The 14,619-nt window shown below is 54.0% G+C and carries 10 protein-coding genes, 1 tRNA gene and 2 pseudogenes; 2 read left to right on the top strand and 11 right to left on the bottom strand.

Annotated features, from left to right (window positions below; genetic code table 11):
* Positions 1 to 160: pseudogene (locus OQK_RS30120) on the bottom strand (RtcB family protein); the annotation flags it as partial.
* Positions 161 to 355: 195 nt separating this feature from the next.
* Here OQK_RS30120 and rtcR point away from each other — a divergent pair.
* A complete protein-coding gene (rtcR, locus tag OQK_RS20685; protein ID WP_016774058.1) occupies positions 356 to 1,960 on the top strand; it encodes an RNA repair transcriptional activator RtcR in 1,605 nt (534 codons plus the stop codon).
* A gap of 434 nt (positions 1,961 to 2,394) precedes the next feature.
* Here the strand turns inward: rtcR and OQK_RS29480 are convergent, their stop codons facing one another.
* Both OQK_RS29480 and OQK_RS30820 read right to left on the bottom strand, forming a co-directional pair.
* Positions 2,395 to 2,610, bottom strand: coding sequence for a hypothetical protein (locus tag OQK_RS29480; protein WP_076567342.1), 216 nt, complete (start codon positions 2,608 to 2,610; stop codon positions 2,395 to 2,397).
* Positions 2,611 to 2,736: 126 nt separating this feature from the next.
* Positions 2,737 to 2,913 carry a hypothetical protein gene (locus OQK_RS30820; protein WP_016774056.1) on the bottom strand — a complete coding sequence of 59 codons (177 nt, stop codon included), beginning with the start codon at positions 2,911 to 2,913 and terminating at the stop codon, positions 2,737 to 2,739.
* 373 nt (positions 2,914 to 3,286) lie between these two features.
* Between OQK_RS30820 and OQK_RS20680 the strand changes: the two are divergent.
* A pseudogene (locus OQK_RS20680) lies at positions 3,287 to 3,556 on the top strand (integrase arm-type DNA-binding domain-containing protein); the annotation flags it as partial.
* 169 nt (positions 3,557 to 3,725) lie between these two features.
* Here the strand turns inward: OQK_RS20680 and OQK_RS28900 are convergent.
* The 8 genes from OQK_RS28900 to ihfA form a co-directional block, all read right to left on the bottom strand.
* Positions 3,726 to 4,826: a hypothetical protein gene (locus tag OQK_RS28900; RefSeq protein ID WP_016774054.1), complete on the bottom strand. Its 1,101-nt coding sequence runs from the start codon at positions 4,824 to 4,826 to the stop codon at positions 3,726 to 3,728.
* 70 nt (positions 4,827 to 4,896) lie between these two features.
* Positions 4,897 to 5,184 carry a hypothetical protein gene (locus OQK_RS20670; protein WP_016774053.1) on the bottom strand — a complete coding sequence of 96 codons (288 nt, stop codon included), beginning with the start codon at positions 5,182 to 5,184 and terminating at the stop codon, positions 4,897 to 4,899.
* Between the two features lie 167 nt (positions 5,185 to 5,351).
* Positions 5,352 to 5,741 carry a hypothetical protein gene (locus OQK_RS20665; RefSeq protein ID WP_016774052.1) on the bottom strand — a complete coding sequence of 130 codons (390 nt, stop codon included), beginning with the start codon at positions 5,739 to 5,741 and terminating at the stop codon, positions 5,352 to 5,354.
* A 29-nt stretch (positions 5,742 to 5,770) separates the two neighbouring features.
* Positions 5,771 to 6,664, bottom strand: coding sequence for a hypothetical protein (locus tag OQK_RS20660; protein WP_223630236.1), 894 nt, complete (start codon positions 6,662 to 6,664; stop codon positions 5,771 to 5,773).
* Positions 6,665 to 6,967: 303 nt separating this feature from the next.
* Entirely contained in the window at positions 6,968 to 13,597 is a 6,630-nt protein-coding gene (locus OQK_RS20655) for a DUF3320 domain-containing protein (protein WP_016774050.1), read from the bottom strand.
* 318 nt (positions 13,598 to 13,915) lie between these two features.
* Positions 13,916 to 13,992, bottom strand: a tRNA-Pro gene (locus OQK_RS20650).
* Between the two features lie 89 nt (positions 13,993 to 14,081).
* Positions 14,082 to 14,438: a MerR family transcriptional regulator gene (locus tag OQK_RS20645; RefSeq protein WP_003179985.1), complete on the bottom strand. Its 357-nt coding sequence runs from the start codon at positions 14,436 to 14,438 to the stop codon at positions 14,082 to 14,084.
* Positions 14,419 to 14,619: integration host factor subunit alpha (gene ihfA / locus OQK_RS29475; RefSeq protein WP_081489879.1), on the bottom strand; the 201-nt coding region annotated here is incomplete at its 5' end. The genes ihfA and OQK_RS20645, both read right to left, overlap by 20 nt.

The raw sequence follows: 14,619 nt of genomic DNA, 5'->3' as shown, positions 1-14,619 counted from the left end.
GCACATCGGGCATCACCGCCAGATGCTTGAAGATGAACGGCATTTTTGCCGTGTTCATCAACTGTACGCGGGCTTCGTTTTCAACCGGGACACCTTCGGTCCAGAGTTTGATGGGTTTGCCGTTGGCGACTTCGAGAAGCTGGTAGGTTTGGTCTTTCATATCTTGGTGTCCGTGTTCGTTTCCATCAGCATTGCAGCCGCTGTGCCAGCTTTGGATGCGGCTATGGTTGTTTCTTCTATGTTTTTGATTTTAATAGCTTTTATCTCTGATGCGACGAGTCTCGGTAATCTATGGAAGACAAATCCAACCAGCAAAATTATCATTGCATATCGTCATTTATCTTATGAGATAAGCATGCCCAACAAATGCACGGTCGCCATCGGATTTATCGGAGCCACCCTGGATCGTGTCGGCAAAGGTGCCAGCCGCTGGAATTATTGGCGACCAAGCGTAGGTCTGTGCCAACAAACAGGTCTCCCTATCCATCGGCTTGAATTGATTCACGGCCTCGACGCGCGCGACGTCAGCCTCGCCGAGCGCGTCCGAGCGGACATCCAGCAGATTTCTCCGAGCACCGAAGTGCGCCTGCATCCAATGTCGCTGCGCAACCCTTGGGATTTCGAGGAGGTGTACGGCGCCCTGCACGACTTCACCACTGCGTACAATTTTGACACCGAGCACGAGGATTACCTCGTCCACATCACCACCGGCACCCACGTCGCACAGATCTGCTGGTTCCTGCTCACCGAGGCGCGCTATCTGCCAGCCCGGCTGATTCAGACCTCCCCCGCCAAGCGCAAGAACGAAAACGATCCCGCCTGTGGCACTCATGCGCTGATCGATCTCGATCTGTCGCGCTATGATCGGATTGCTTCACGCTTCGCCAGCAAACGTCTCGAAGGCCTGGAATTTCTCAAGTCCGGCATCGCTACGCGCAACCTGGCCTTCAACCGCTCCATTGAGCAGATCGAGCGCGTTGCGCTGCGCTCCAAAGCCCCCATGCTGCTGATCGGCCCGACCGGCGCCGGCAAATCCTTCCTGGCGCGGCGCATCTACGAACTCAAACGCAATCGCCATCAGATGCAGGGACGCTTTGTCGAAGTCAACTGCGCCACTTTGCGTGGCGACGGCGCGATGTCGGCCTTGTTCGGCCACGTCAAAGGCGCCTTCACCGGCGCGCAGAACTCTCGCGATGGCCTGCTGCGCGCCGCCGATGGTGGCATGTTGTTTCTCGATGAAATCGGTGAGCTCGGCGCAGACGAACAAGCGATGCTGTTAAAAGCAATCGAAGAGAAACGCTTCTTCCCGCTGGGCTCGGACAAGGAAGTCGAGAGTGATTTTTTGATCATTGCTGGCACCCACCGCGACCTGCGCAGCCGGGTCGCCGAAGGCGCGTTTCGCGAGGACCTGTACGCTCGGATCAATCTATGGACGTTCGACCTGCCCGGCCTCGCCGGGCGCCGCGAAGACATCGAGCCGAACATCGACTTCGAACTGGAACGCCATGCTCGAGAACAGGGTGAACGGGTGCGCTTCAATCTCGAAGCACGCCGACGCTACCTGGCCTTCGCCAGCTCACCTGCAGCAGCCTGGCTGGGCAACTTTCGCGAGCTGTCCGCATCGATTACGCGGATGGCGACTTTGGCCGACAGCGGGCGCATCGATGAAGCGCAGGTCGATGATGAGATCGAACGATTGCGATATGCGTGGGGCTTGGCGCAACCCACTGCTGTATCAACTGAGTTGCCGGGAGATAGCGAGAGCATGGACCTGTTCGATCGCTTACAGCTGAAGGCGGTTATAGAGGTATGCCGGCAGGCGGACAGCCTGTCGGATGCCGGTCGACAGCTGTTCGGTATTTCCCGGCAGGCCAAGGCGCAACCCAATGATGCCGATCGCTTGAGGAAGTACTTGGCGCGGTTCGGACTTGAATGGGGTGAAGTAGTTGGCGCGAAGTAACGCTGTGTTCCTGCTTATGCGGCGCTAATGACTACTGTAGAAAAAATGAATTAGCCGCCTGATCTCTCGGTCAAGAATTATGAACGCAGTAAATCTGACGAGGTGACAGCAATGACTATCCAGGCAGAGACACTCGTACAACTGACCGAAGCGCTCCAAGAGCGAGGCATGAAAATGGTCTCAGACGTCCATTTCACCCGCGCACCCTATCGATACAACCATCGCTGGATCTGCATCGTAGAGTGAACATGCTTGTTGCCGGCGCCTGGATCGAAGCTTCCAGCCGCCGGCGCCGCTCGGCTTCGCCCACCCAAGCCCAAATAACCGTCTGCGCCCGGGGATGTTGATAGCCCGGGGATGTTGATAGAGGGTTGGGCGGCAATAAAAACCCGGCGCGATGGCCGGGTCTCGTGAACTATTACAATTGATCGGGCTTACTTAGCGCCGCCATTATCTCGGCCCGTCTGGGCGTCCTGATCAGAGCCAGGATTGCCGGGTGGCGGATTCCAGTCCTCTGGTCGTTCGTCGGTGCCCTGCTTCGGCTCAGAATCAGCCTGCTCCAGGCCGGAATCATGACCCTCGCCAGAATCAGGTGTTTGTTCGTCTGGTCCCGGATATGGCGCTTCAGGGCCGTTGTTGTCGTCGATCATCATTCTCTCCCATCAGTGGCGCAGGGGCTGCGCATATTAATGAGAGAAAATCCGCAGCCTCGGAGTGCGATCTGCTCGACGAGTGGGCATGAAAATCTCATACAACTGCGAGATCCATTTGGCAAATCACTTATTCCGTTGCAACCAACCTATCAACATGAATGCCAAGCCAGGTATCAATAACCCCGGCGCGACGTAAGCCAAAGTTCCGCTAGCGAGAAGACCATTAAGGCCGAAAACTAAGCCGCAAATTGCAAGTGGCAGCCCAACAACAAACATTGGCTGTTTGAACGCCTTGTCCATGATTCGACTCCATTCGTGAATTTTTTTATTGAAACACAAATGCTTGTGCGTATGGCGAGCAGATGCCGAAGGCTTAACCGAAGAAATTGGAAATCGAAAAGCCCCGCAAATCTCACGCGCATGAAAAAGGCCAATGTTTTGGACATTGGCCTAGATCACTGAAAAATATGGTCGGGACGGAGTGATTCGAACACTCGACCCCGAGCACCCCATCTCCTTTTTCATACTTCTTGAAAGCTTCCAAAATTTCACTCTGGATTTTTCCAAGCGAGTATTTACTTGAGCTCCAGCGGTGTTCTGCTCTACGAGTGTCCAAGAACGTCCATCAAGAGCCGACGTTTTTGTGGGGGTAAAAGTAGGGGGAACACATTTCATGGCCAAAATCACCATCAAAGAGTTCGAGTCGCTGACCGCTGAAGATGCCGGCCGCATCCTCAGGGAAGATGGCAATCTCTCCGGTCGAATCTCAGTGCGTAAGGACGGTGTATCAGTCAGCTTTTTCTATCGGTATCGCTGGGGCGACCAAAACAAAGAGTACGCCTGTGGCTCCTGGCCGCGCAACCCCCTGACAGACATCCACAAGGCACGCAACCAGGCCCAGGCGCTCATTGATGAGCAGATCAATCCTAACGAGCAAAAGAAAATCTCGATCATTATGTCGATTTGGCTCGCGTGATTTTGACGATGCACAAGAAAAGGTCGACCGGAATCTTCAAAGCTGCAGAGTTGTCTGCCAGGGACTTTATCAGCGCAGTGGGAACTCTCGATCTGCCTATGGCACCTAGGGCGGCTTGAGAGAGTCAACCCGTGGCTTATTGGTTTGAAATACTGGCATGAACTAGATCAGCAGAGGCCTTGTTGAGTGACTGAGCAAAATCATTTGCTTTGGATTCTGCGGCATAATTAGCGCCAAAGCTGTCACTCCAGGCTTTGATTTCAGCGTTTTTCATCGCCGTTTCGTAGTTTTGTTTGGCAATAGTACGCCGAGCATCTCCCCACACGTTCTCCCAACCGCCATAATCCTTCTCAGCTTTCGCCACTTCTTCAGCCTTCCGACGCTTGAAACCTTCAAGCGCTCCACGATGCTCAGCGATAATATCCTTAGGCTCAACTTTTGGCCTCCAGGGGTTCTTGGTAGCACGCTCGCTGATGTTCTGTAGAATGACCTTCTCCGCCGCAGCGATTAAAATCTTGTGGACTGGGTCATCTGCATACTTCCTAGAATAACTTGCACTTTGCGCTTTAACACAACTTAAAGCTCTATCGACAACTAGCTTAGCGCCGACGCTACTCCAAATAGCCATCTCCTTTTTGGTGAACGGGTAGAATTCGTCCTTAGGCATGTCTTTTGAACTGCGAAAACTTCCGAATTCTTCAGTCCTTATACCGATAAGCCCGCAAAACATTTTTATGCTTGATAGATAGGACGCCTCTATTCCGCGACCTTGAGCATCAGCCACCTGCTTATCCGTTACGGCCGGCATCCCCTCCGCCGTGTAGTACTTGTACTCCATGTAGCGCGTTTGATTCTGGAGCTGCTTCTTCTCCTGGCGAGCAGCGTTGAGACTGCGCTCTAAGCCCTCCAGCTCACCCTTGGCGAAGTCTCGCTCAGCCGCCAGGGTCTTGAGTTGGGTTTCCAGCGCGGCAACCTTGGGTCGTTGCTCTTTCAGGATGCCCTCGTACTCAGCAACCTGCTCTTCCAGCCGATCCTTTTGGTAGATGGGTTTCACGGTGTAGAAATAGCCGAAAACTGCTACTACCACGAGAACGATCTGCGAGAGCTTTTCTACGAAAGAAAGCCAATCCGCTTTCTCACGAACAGATTCAGTGCCAACCCGATCACCGCTGGTGGTGGGGCTGCTCGTCTCCACTCGCTCCTGCTGCCTTCTCAAAAATGCGTTGCGCCTTGTCATGCAATCCCTTCATCGAACCAACAAAATGCCCGCCGGCAAGCCGGCGGGCATTGAGGAGTTGCCGAGTAGGTTACCAGCCCAACGCTTTTTTAACCTTTGCGTTCAGGTCATCACGCATTACTACGGCACTCAGCTCTTTTGCATGGAGCGCGTTCTCGGCATTATGAACATCCCCCAGCGTTTTCTTGCTGTGCTTGTTCATCAGGTTCTCGATGAATTCCAGAACCTCGTAGCCCTCGTCTTTGTCGACACGCGACCGATCTTTAGGGCCTGCGTATCTACCATCACCGTTGTCGCGTTTCCAAGTGTAGGTATATTTAGCAGTTTGCAGGTGTTCTTTCTTGAGCTGAACAGTCATAACTCTTCTCCCGGCTTAAGCAAGCGCTCATTCTAGAGCACCAAAATTGGCTTTGTGATGACGGTCGGGAGCCAGTGAGAAAAATCAGGCTTAAGCGTTGACTCTCAATCTTGAGTTTTCTCTAATGCGCATCCCGCCGGTGGGCGATGCAATACCTTGAAACCGCGTCAATGTGACTTGGATTGAACCTTGCCATCCACCAAGGTCACCACCATATATACGTACACCTCCGTCCCCCACGTATAGACCTGCACGTTGCCGCCACTGGCAGCCTCCTTACCGGGAATCTTGACGATGTCCAACACCTGTTCATAAGTCATGCCGGGTTTAATTGCAGCGTATTGTTGATCACTAATATTGGGACGCTGGGCTCTTATCGTTTCAAGATCGGGAAAGCCGGATTGATAGTTGACGTTATTGCCATTGCCAGAAATGACCGGACTGTTGTTGCCGCTTGAGCTGTGCGAAACCGCCGGGGTAGGCAGGACGAGCGCCGCCACTGATGCCAAAGCCCCCAATATGCCTGTGTACAAGCCAATTTTTTTTATGTTTGCCATGTCATTCTCTGGATTCTGAGATGATTCAGTTATACGACTACGGCGAAGCGCTGAGCATCAAGGGCGGCAACAGCCGAGAATCCAGCGCCCTTTTTGAAACTCATGTTATGGACAAAATTCTTCATCGCATCAGACGGATCGATGGTTTCGAGGTTAAGTCCGTCAACAGTTGGTCTAGAGAACGCAGCACTCAGAATCGGCTGCTCCTCCATATGACCTGTCGAGCTGTTGAGCACATTGTCCAGAGCGGTGACGATGACCAGGTCATCCGGCAGGATTGCCAACAACTCTCGACCTACTCGCAGGGCGCAACTGCACACGTAGTCCTGATGAAGTTCGTTGAACCGCCCAGCAGGCATAGCTTTGGTCGACAGTTTGCCGCTTTTGAGTAGAGATTTTATTTCGGTCGGAATCACGTCGGAGCCATGAATAGCGACTTTCGCTTCTAAGACACCACCTTCATGAACAATCATCTGAATAGCTGAGCCGAGGTGTGATATTTCTGCAAACGACTCGAAAGCTTCGATGGCATCTAGCTTGGCCTGACGGTCACCATCAAGGATACGGATCGCAATGTCCCTCTCCTCCGCCCACTCGGTATGGGCAGTTTTCCATTCATCAAGCTGAGCCTGATATTGCCTTTCGTCTTCCGCCTGCGCGGTGCCAATTTTTCCTTCCAGGGCCATGCGCTGACGAGCCTCTAGCTTGAAAAGCCGAGCCCAGAAATTGGGGTGATATGTAGCGGCCGCATGCGTAGCTTCTTGCTCAAGAGCACCGATCTTGAGAGGCTGTTTAGGTTCAGGATTGGAGAGAATTCGCTTCCATTTCACAGGCTCGGCACACTCCTTGTGCATCGATAGGAGGATATCTACGTGATTTTCGTACACCTCAACTTCATACGCTGCTTGTTCCAGCGCTTCCATCTTTGCGTACTCTTTCTGTCGCTTTTCAAGCTCACGCTGACGGCGATGAGCGTTGCGCTCTGATCGCCGCGCAGACGCTTGCAGCGAACGTACAGTCCCTTTCCAACCCATCACGACTCTCCATACCGTTCACATGATGGCACATTAACATAACTCGTGGCATTGCCTGAATCACCTGAGTATTTGGAAACCGAAATATCAGTTAACCCAGAAATAGCGCATTTGTACTCCACGCTTCTCAGAGCAAAGGCACGACCAGTTACCCAGAAGCAAGGGGACCTTCATGACCCCCTTGTTTCTCGTTTACTCCGCCGTTTGGCGTATGGCCTTCTCAATTCGCTGACGTCCCGCATGAGCAAGCTTGCTTACACCAGCTTCCTTCGCAACAGCGTATATCAATGACTCCCCTTCGTGGCCCCGCTGCACCATTTCGTCAACCAAAGCACGCAGTTCTGGCAGACAGATTTCAGATAGCCCTCTCGTGGAATCTTCGTCGCCGGGCCTACGGAAAACGACACAGGCATCCGACTCTATATGAGTAGGCCAGAAAAAAACTCCTGCCTGCTCCTCTTCATGTAAGCGGAATCGAGCACGGGCAATTTGGTCAACGCGATCACGTATCCGTGAGCCGGTTCGTACCCAGCCATGAGCACGGGCAATGCGCCTTGCGAGCACCGTGTCCAGAACCGGTCCCTCTTCCGCTACCACATGAGCAATCATCTGCTCCAACGTTTCTGTGTAACTCGCGTCAAAGAACTGATCTGGATCGACCAACCCTACCGCCTGACGAAGGTCGGTTTCTTTATAAATCAAATGTTCAAGGGGGCGAACAAAAGCCAGGACATCCTCGACTGGCGTGAGAGATGCCGCCTTGGCGTACTTCAACTCAGGCAAAGCGCCTGAGGGATCATTGGCTTCGGCCAAACCATCCGCTGCGGCGACCACAGCCACCTGATCCACTACCTCAATGACCTCAGCCATAGCCGCGTCGATTTTCAGTCGCTCTGCCTCCAGAGCAGCATCAATGACAGTTTGCTTGGCTCGAGACTCAGCGAGGAGCTCATTCAGACGCTGATGCACCTTCTCAGCAGTTCCAATTGCATCTACCCACCAGTCCGTCGACCATATCCTAACGATCTCCCAGCCAAGTCCACGCAGCACAAACTCACGGAGCTTGTCGCGATCTCGAGCAGTCGCGCTGCGGTGATAGGTAGCACCGTCGCATTCAATACCGGCAAGGAATCGCCCGGGAGCATCAGGGTGAACAACCCCAAGGTCTACACGAAAGGAAGAAACGCCAATCTGGGTATGTATCTGCCACCCCTTTTTGGCCAAGGCTGCTGCAACCGCCTCTTCGAATGGGCTGTCGAAACCACCCACGCTGCCAAAGTTAGCTTCTGCGAGAGCCCGCGGGCCACGCTCTGCAAACTCTAGGAAGTGCTTGAGATCCCGCACCCCAATCGCTTGCGTACGAGCCAAATCAATGTGCTCTGGTCGCAAGGTCGAGAACACCAAAAGCTCCTGGCGAGCGCGGGTGATAGCCACATTCAGTCGACGCTCACCACCAGGGCGGTTCATCGGACCGAAGTTCATCGACAGCACGCCAGCAGCATCTTTCCCGTACGTGGTTGAGAAGTAGATGATGTCTCGCTCATCACCTTGAACGCTCTCAAGGTTCTTGACGAAAACTGGCTCCAGCTCGGACTCAGCGAAATACACGTCGAGTGATGGGTCTTTCCGGCAAGCCTCGTCCAGCATGTCCATGATGAGCTTCTGCTGCTCACCGTTGAAGGTTACGACCCCCACGGTTCTCCTGCTTTCACGGAAAAACGGAGACTGTAGGCGAGCTACCAGATCGGCAACCAACGATCTTGCTTCGATCAAGTTGGTTCTTGACCCTCCCTTGTCATATACACCAGGGATAGGGCACAGCCGTACTGCCTTGTCGGCCGTAAACGGTGATGGGAAGGTCACCAGCTTCGACTGGTAGTAACGCTGATTCGAGAAGGCGATCAGACTCTCGTGGCGGCTGCGGTAGTGCCAGTTCAGATTACGCATCGGCAGGTTGGCGCTGATGCACTCGTCCAGAATACTCTCGAGATCAGCCTCTACATCCTCATCTTCAGCGGTCGACTCAGCTCGGTCAAAGAAGGAAGTTGGAGGGAGCTGTTTGGGGTCGCCCACCATCACTACCTGCTTCCCTCGGGCCATGGCCCCGATGGCATCCCAGACAGGTATTTGAGATGCCTCATCGAAGATTACGAGATCGAACGGTGTTGAGGCAGGCGGCAGATACTGAGCAATGGAGAGAGGGCTCATGAGCAAGCATGGAGTGAGTTTGGTTAGCGCTTCTGGCGCACGACTCATCAGCTCCCGCAATGGAATATGCTTAGTCTTCTTGCCCATCTCATGGCGCAGGACTCCCCATTCTGAAGAGCGACTTACGCTGTCTTGGCTTGGTAGGTCGGAACACAGCCGAGCTCGGAGCCAGTCCTTGGTCAGCTCGGTGAACTTGTCATCCAAAGCCCGGAAATCACGAATGCGCTGTTCGTGCTCAACGCTGACGAACGTCCGGATCACCTCCTCGTTGTCCACCGTCGTGTTCAGCCACCAGCGGGCATAATTCACTTCCAATACACGACGGACTTTTCCAGAGGTAATGGCTCCTGTTTCCATCGCTTGAACAATCGGAGCCAGTCCGACAGCGTAGGCTTCATCGCGAACCTTCCGCCAAGCGCACCATGCCTTGAGGCGCGATTCAGACGAGACAACCGTTTCGCAGTTTTTCTTGATATCGATTAGTGCAAGATGGGCAATTTCGATGACGCCCATTTCGGTAAAATGACCGACGGCAGTCAGGTGCGCTGCTCGCTCCTGGAGCAATTCGAGCTTTTCGCGAAGGGTAACTCCGGCAATAGCTATAGCAGCTTCCGGCTCAAGCAGTGCGTTACCATCCCCCAGCAAAGTTTGAAGTGGTGCTTTATAGGCCGCGACCTGCTCAGGATTAAGTGCTAGCTTCGCCACCGCGGTAGCCATCTCCCCCTGGAATGCTACCGCCCTACGTGCAACATCAACCTTCGTTTTCAAGCTATTCCAGGCAGGGGCAATTTCTCGCAGATCAGCCAGATCCACCAACTCTCGTTCAATTGCTGCTCTTTTCTTGAGCAGCTCAAAATCAGCTTTGAACAACGAGCCACAACGCCCCTCCTCTACATGAGGATGGTCGTCGACAAGCCGGCCGCATTCTTCGATATCACGTCGTTCAGCCTGGAAGCACAGCGCTGCTGTCAGCACATCAATATCAGTGTTCAAACCGCTCCAGAGAGAGCTAGTTGCTGAGCCGAGCTCAACCAGCTCATCTAACCCAGCATCGAGACGAGTAAGCGCACGCAGCCGGCGGAGTTCCTCCTTCAACTCATCACCAAGCTGGCCTTGCTCAACCAACTGGAAGCCATCATCGATCCAGACGGAGTTATTTTTCTGAAGCCTAATGACCTCTTGCAGTTTGATTGCTGTCGCGAGATGCGTTGCTTCGGATTTAGCACCTTGCCAAACAGCGACACACTCATGACCTGGCTCCAGCTCATCGACTGCTCGACGCACCGACCGAATCTCTACCCAAGTAGCGAGATCCTTACCATTGTCGACTTCACCTGTTGAAGTCTGCATCGGAGCCAGTAGCCCAGCGATTCGGCGTTTTCCAAGCCAAGACTTAGGCCAGAAAGACTCCTCCGCATCTTTCCACTCGCGCAGCAGGAGCTCGGTATCAAGCGCTTCAATGGCGTCACTGTAGGACGCGGTTAGCTGCTGCTTAAGGTCGTCTATCTGATCCAGTAATGTGACAGCTTGCCCAAGGACGTCGCAGACACTTTGTGGCCAGGCTTGGCCCAGTTCTGCGAAAGTTGCGCGGCGTTGCTGCAGCAGATCAATGCCTTGTTTAGCATCAGCAGCAACACGAGACGGCCAGAAAGTTGAGAGCCTAGAGTTGATGTCACGGTGCTGCTCGATCCCGGTACAACCGTCACTCAGACGCTGAGCAATTGAGCGAGCATCAGGTCGCAATGCGAAACGCCAATCATGCCCAGCGGCAGCCGGAAGTGCTTGAGAAAGGATCGATAGCCCTTCAAGCGCTGTAGGGGTGTACTGCGTAACAGGAAGCCCGGACAGCTCAACAAAGCGATCAGCAGCTCGCTGGACCTCAAGCACTGCGGGAAGCACGTCACGAGCAGCCTGCACGAGTTGTTGTTGCCAATGAGGCGACCACTCTGCTTGGCCTACCGCGGACAAAGCGTTGCCTGCCAACTGACTGTAGCCCACAGCTTGTGCGTTCACTTCAAGGCGGTCGCCCAGCTCTCGAAGCTCAAGCATGGCCTTCTGATCATGCGTTTCCGGAGATGGCCAACCAAGTGAAGCTACTGCCTCATCAACACCAGACGTCACCGTCCCGATGGCATCGTAGATGGTGTAGCCGTTGCGGTGCCGGCGATGCAGACGCTCGACATAAATATTGAGGCTGTCACGCAGGGAAGCGAGCCGCTGCGCTTCCACCTCCCATGCGGCAGCGTCTACCTGCCCTTTCGCCTCCCAAGCCGACTGCAACTGAGCAAGGACATCCGTTTTCCGAGCTTTGCTGGAGTGAAGTTCAAGGCAGAACTCACCCAGACCGATTTCACGCAAGCGCCGGTACACGACGTCCAGGGCAGCAATTTTCTCAGATACGAACAGAACCCGGCGCCCTTGAGCGATCGACTGGGCAATCATGTTGGAAATCGTTTGGCTTTTACCCGTGCCGGGTGGGCCGATGAGAACGAAGTCTTTGCCCTTGGCTGCTGCCATCACAGCCGCAAGCTGAGATGAATCAGATGGCAGTGGGCAGAACACATCAGTTGGGCCGTAATCACGGTCCAGAGACTCAGCCTCCGGAAACGGGGTATCGGAGATGAACGAATCGCGTGGCGTATCCAGAAGGTGCTGGACTACTGGACTCTGTCGAAGGTGCTCTGCATTCTCGGCAAGATCCTTCCACATGAGATACTTAGCAAACGAGAACATCGAGAGTACAACGTCCTCGTTCAGCTCCCAACCAGCGATGTCCTTGATCGCATGACCAACCTTGTTCCAAATACCTGCGATATCCAGACCGGAGTCGTCCCGAGGCAGCTCCTGCTCCAGCGAACCCAAGCCCAACTCAAAGTCTTGACGCAGCATCTCGATCAGAGTCGGGTTAAAACGAGGCTCATCATCGTGCAGCACCATGGTGAATCCGGAGCGGGCGCTCTTACGTTCCAACGTAACTGGTACCAACACCAGCGGCGCTTTGTACTTCTGCCCCGCCCTATCCTCACGCGTCCAGCTAAGAAAACCGATGGCCAGGAACAGAGTGTTGGAACCACCTTCCTGCAAAGCAGTACGAGCGCTTCGATACAACTCAGTTAACCGGACATCCATTTCGGCGGACGTCAGCGCAACGAATATTTCCCTGCGCTTAAGAGCATCTTCAGCATGACGACGGCGAACATCTTCTCGCTCACGCTGCTCATAGAGTGCGCGCTCACGCGGATCTGCACCATCCATCAGGTCAGGCCTGGTAAGCAACTTCAGAGACTGTTCACTTGCAAGAATGTCCTCGAGCGCACCAGGATCAGGAGATTCAAGCTTCAGCGCACGCTTACCCATTTTGAAATTGAGTAAGTTATTTCGAAGCGACAGATCCAAAAGCTTACGCTGCCAACGGCCGAGGCGATCTGCTGGATCGAGCTTGGAGAGATCCTCAACCTGCACCTCAATGTTGTCATCGGCGATGCCGATCCCCTCCTCCACCAGAAGCGATGGGGCTTCGTCAGATTCAGTAACGGCAACACGCGCGATCTGAGCCTCTGAGCTGGCGAGTGGCTTGATACGTTGCAGACGGGCGCGGCGGATATCCAGCAGCATCTCGAAAACACTTTCAGCGTCTTCGGCGACCTGTTTCGTGCCCATCTCTACCGCATAAGAGAATGGCGGTATTGAGTTGTGAGTAATGAGGGTAGTCTCGAACAGCACGAGTTCCTGAAGCTTCACCCGCTTACGTACTGCTGTGACATCATCCACCAGGGCAGTCGTAAACTCTTCGGGCTTAAGCCACAAACCAGCAAAAGCATGACCATGGGTGAATACGATCACAGGGTTAAGACCGATCTGCTCCAATGCCGCGCAGAAAAGCAGAGTCAGGTCGAGACAAGTAGCCAACCCGGAGTCCGCAATCTGACTGGGGCTACGAATCTTCTGTCCGGATTGTTCGAAGCTTGCCGGTGGCAACGCATAGTCGAGCTTCATGCGCGCCACCGCACCCCACACTGCCGACGCCAACTGCCAAGCTCTTTTGGGGCCACCCTCATATCCATCAAGTGCGGATGGCTTATCGCTAAGACGAAGCAACTCGGCCGCCTGTTTGAGCAACCGCTCAACCGCCGCATCATTCGGCTGAACAAAAGCCGCAGTCATATCTGGTATATGCCGCAATCCGCCCCACTGGTTTCTGGGCAAAAGGTCTACGACCTGTTCAAGCCGAGCAACTTCCTTGCGACCGCTTTCCGCCTCCTTGTCATCGGCTTCAAGAACGAAGGTAAAGGTCGACATCTCCGCTTCTGTCAAGCGATTCAACAACGGGCCATCCAGAACAAGATCAAGCCCAGGTATGACCCGGAAGCTATCTGCAGCGATCTCGTCAATCCGCCAGATCTTGGACTTAAATACCTCGGGCGCCGAGCGAAGGGTAAGAGTCGCATTGACGAAACGATCACTCGTCTCGTTCGAGATGCGAAGCTCGCGTATCACAGGGATGGCGTTTTGGAAATCTGCAAGGTTCAGCTTCGCCACCAAGGTGGCAAGGATTTTTACTTCTTTAGGCTGGACTTCTTCTTGGGGCGTGAGGGGCTGAACGATGTCGTCCATGCGCAACCATCCTTGTCGTTATGCCCAAGGGAGTGCCGGATTTGGCCGGCCAGGGAGCCCCTCTTGAGCTGATGGCGGGATGATAGCTCTTCTAGTGAGAGCCGTAATGTGCCTTTGGTCGTTACTGATTTCTCATCCCATCATCGAATGGCCGCTAGGTAGACCAGAGCAATCCGCCTGCCAAAAGCCCCTAGGACAAAATCCGATATTGGTAACACATCCGAAAAATCCACTCAGAGCCAGCCGTTTTGTGGGGGTAAAAACGCGGACAAATAAAAAAGGGTTGCGAGATAAAATCTCGCAACCCTTTGAATTATATGGTCGGGACGGAGTGATTCGAACACTCGACCCCTAGCACCCCATGCTAGTGCGCTACCGGACTGCGCTACGCCCCGACTGATGTTGCATCTCGCTCTTCACCTCGAAGAGCGCTCAAGAATATATCGCAAGCGTTTGAAAACTGGAAGTATTCAAACGCCGCTTTTTATTTCTTGAGCACCACCAGGACATCTTCCAATTCGGCAATCATCTGCCGAATCATCTGTTTGTACTGGGTGGTATCGTCTTTGGCTTCGTCGCCGGACAGACGCAGACGTGCGCCGCCGATGGTGAAACCCTGATCGTAAAGGAGCGCGCGGATCTGCCGGATCATCAGCACGTCCTGGCGCTGATAATACCGGCGGTTCCCGCGGCGTTTGACGGGGTTGAGCTGAGGAAACTCCTGCTCCCAGTAGCGCAGCACGTGTGGCTTTACGGCACACAACTCGCTGACTTCACCAATGGTGAAGTAGCGTTTGCCCGGGATGACGGGTAGTTCGTCGTTATGACTTGGTTCCAGCATAAGCCTCAACTCGGGCCTTCAACTTCTGCCCTGGACGAAAGGTGACCACACGGCGAGCCGTGATCGGGATTTCTTCCCCCGTTTTCGGGTTGCGGCCAGGCCGCTGGCGTTTGTCCCGAAGGTCGAAATTGCCGAAACCGGACAATTTGACCTGCTCGTTGTCTTCAAGAGCATGCCTGAT

It is taken from the genome of Pseudomonas sp. R62 (assembly GCF_000257605.1).
Lineage (GTDB): Bacteria > Pseudomonadota > Gammaproteobacteria > Pseudomonadales > Pseudomonadaceae > Aquipseudomonas > Aquipseudomonas atacamensis.
The sequence above is the reverse complement of the archived record's forward strand: the minus strand, read 5'-3'. Positions and strand labels throughout refer to the sequence as shown.